The organism is Pseudomonas sp. K5002, assembly GCF_013386655.1.
GTDB lineage: Bacteria > Pseudomonadota > Gammaproteobacteria > Pseudomonadales > Pseudomonadaceae > Aquipseudomonas.
This window is the reverse complement of the sequence record NZ_JACARK010001316.1, coordinates 1-2,695: the sequence shown is the minus strand read 5'-3', so window position 1 is coordinate 2,695 and position 2,695 is coordinate 1. Positions and strand designations below refer to the sequence as shown.

Annotated in this window: 1 protein-coding gene; it reads left to right on the top strand. The window is 64.3% G+C overall.

Features of this window, described 5'->3' with window-relative positions:
* Positions 1-2,695, top strand: a 2,695-nt coding sequence (locus tag HX846_RS35985) for a leucine-rich repeat domain-containing protein (RefSeq protein WP_178967319.1), incomplete at both ends; no start/stop codon positions are given.

Here is a 2,695-nt window from a genome sequence, read left to right as displayed (position 1 = left end):
GCCTGAGCCGTGCCCTGGCGGGGCTGCATCGTCAGGCCGACGCCGGTGCCGACACTGACCGCCTGGTCCTGCATTGCCTGCAACACTTGCCGGGCTGGCCCACCAATCTGCGCCTGGAAGTGCGCTTTCAGGCTGTCGACGGGCCGTTACTGAACAGCATTGGCCCGCAAGATGCGCCGCTGCGCAGGTACCTGGTCAAGCAAGGCGAAACCTTCCAGGCTTACGACGAGCGCGGTGTCGCGCTGAACAGCCGGGCCACCGGACGGCGTAATTTCTTCCAGTCCGTCGTGCATGCGATCCCCGCTGCGGCCCGACCTGGCCTGGACATGCCCGTGGCGACCCTGGACCGGGAACTGCAACAAGCGGTGGCCGGTTATGCCACCCGCCGCCGTAGCCAAATGTCCGATGTGCTCGGCCTGCGCGCACCGCGTTCGCGACCCGTGTTGACGGGGGCGGGGGCGGGGGGCGTCCTGGGTTACCCGTTGAGCGGTCGGGGCAAAGGCTTTGAAGTGGATGCATCGCTGACGGCGAGGGTGCAGGCGCTCTATCCCAACCTGAGCGTCGAGCAGGCCAGCGAGTTTGTCCTGAGCCGATTGCAGGCCGGTGAAAGCGTCCAACAGATCTTCACCCTGTTGGGAAACCGCCAGCGTGAGTTCGACCTGTTGCAGGCAGAACTTGATCAATGGACCGCCGCTGCTGCCGGGCAGGCGGGCGGGGCCAGCCAGCAACAACGGGTAGCGGCTGACATCATCGGTTGCTGGCGCCAGGGCATTTACCGCGAGCGGCCGCCCCAGAGCATTCTGTCGTTGGGCAGCGTGACGGACCTTCCGCGCCTGAGTGCAGACTTTTCCCATGTGCAGGCGCTGAGCGCACATGCCGAGCTTTTGTTGGGTGATCAGGGCGTGCGCCTTGCCGATCAGTTTTCCCGGGTGCGACACCTTGAGGTGTTTCTTGACGCAACGCCGGGCACCGGACTGGTCGGCGGGCTGAACCGCTTCGTCGATCTCAAGCAACTGACGTTGAATGGTCGGGACGTGGCCTATTCGGTCCCCTTCATTCAACGCCTGGGGGCAATGGAGCGCTTGCGCAACCTGTCCGTCGCGGGGCTTTCGCAAAACCTGGACGTCAGCCCCCTCACGCACCTGCGCTCGTTGCGCATGGAGGGCTCGGTGCAGGAGTGGCCACAGGGGGTGACGTCACTTGAGCACCTTGAGAGGCTCGACCTGTGGCGAACAAACATCCGTTCGGTACCCCCGTCGATGCTCATCGGGCATGAACGATTGTGGCGCGGCCTGAACCTGCGGTGGGCCGCGTTTGACCGCCGGGAATTCATGGCGGTGTATGAACATGTGCGGGGCAATCCGGCTCACCTGCTCAATGAGCAAGCCCTGGTGCAGGGTTACTGTGAAGGCGTGATGGACCGCTTGAAAAATGTGCACTGGGGGTTTGGCATAGACGTTGTCTCTCAGTTCCGGCAGCAGGGTCTGACCACTGAACAGATACTGGCTCGCACTCACCAGGTACTCGACGAACAGCTCGCCCTAAGCCGGGACCTGCAGGAGTGGGCGGCCAGGGAGTTGCGGGTTGACCGCCGGCAGGTGGATGTCTTTTACCGCCAGCGCGCCGCCGAGCGGCTCCTGGACAGTTGGCGTGAAGGCCTGGGGCCGCGGCTTGCGCCGTCTGGCATGTGGGCGCGCTCCAACCTGCCGACCGCCACACTGAACCTGTCGGGGGGCGTGCTGGGCGACTTGCCCGGGTTGCCGGCGGCCGCGTTCGCCCATGTCAAACAGGTCAACCTGAGCGGCACCCGGGTTTCGATTGAGGCGCTGAATGACTTTCTCGGCGCATTCAACGCCATTGAAGACTTGAACCTCAGTGCCAGCAACCTGGCACAGCTGCCGTCGGCCCTGGACAACTTCACCGCCCTGCGCCAGTTGGATCTTTCCCACAACCAACTGAGCATCATCCCGTCCATCCAGCAACGCTTGAGCCGCCTGACGGCTCTTGAAACCCTGGACTTGCAATACAACCGTGTCGCGAGCCTGGATCTGCGTGGCCTCAACGCCTTGCGCCACTTGAACCTCAGCCGCACTGGAATCACCGAATGGCCTGAGGGTGTCCTGGACTTGCCAGTCCTGGAAAGCCTGGACCTGAGCCACAGCGCTATCACCCGGGTGCCCGCCCAGGCGCTCACCGGCCACGACACGCTGATGCTCAAGAGCAACCTGCGGGGTTGCCGACTGACTGCCCGGGCCTGCGCCGACATCCTGGCCTTTGCGCAACGCACCCTGCGGGAAAATCCATTGGGCCTTGATGTGGAATTACTGCCGTTGGTGGGGCCGGAAATCTACCTGCACAAGCCGCTGGGCATTCCCCAGGAACAGCTGCGCATCGGCCGGACCGGCGGCGATCCGGAGTATTTCCCGGTCAGGGTCACCGACGACCCCGGCCAGTTGCTGTTGCCCCTGCACGTCGAGAACGTCGACGCGCAAGCACGCCTCACTCCGGCGGCGCGCCTGCAACAACTGGATCCTGCCTTGAGCAGTGCCCAGGCGGTGGCGCGCATTGATGAATGGCTGGCCGCCGGCCTGGGCGCCACCGGCGTCGACACACGCCTGGTGCAGTTGCACGCCGAGCATCAACGCTTGAGCCGGGTGTTGAACAGTTGGATCGACATCGAGGGTTATCGCGAGGG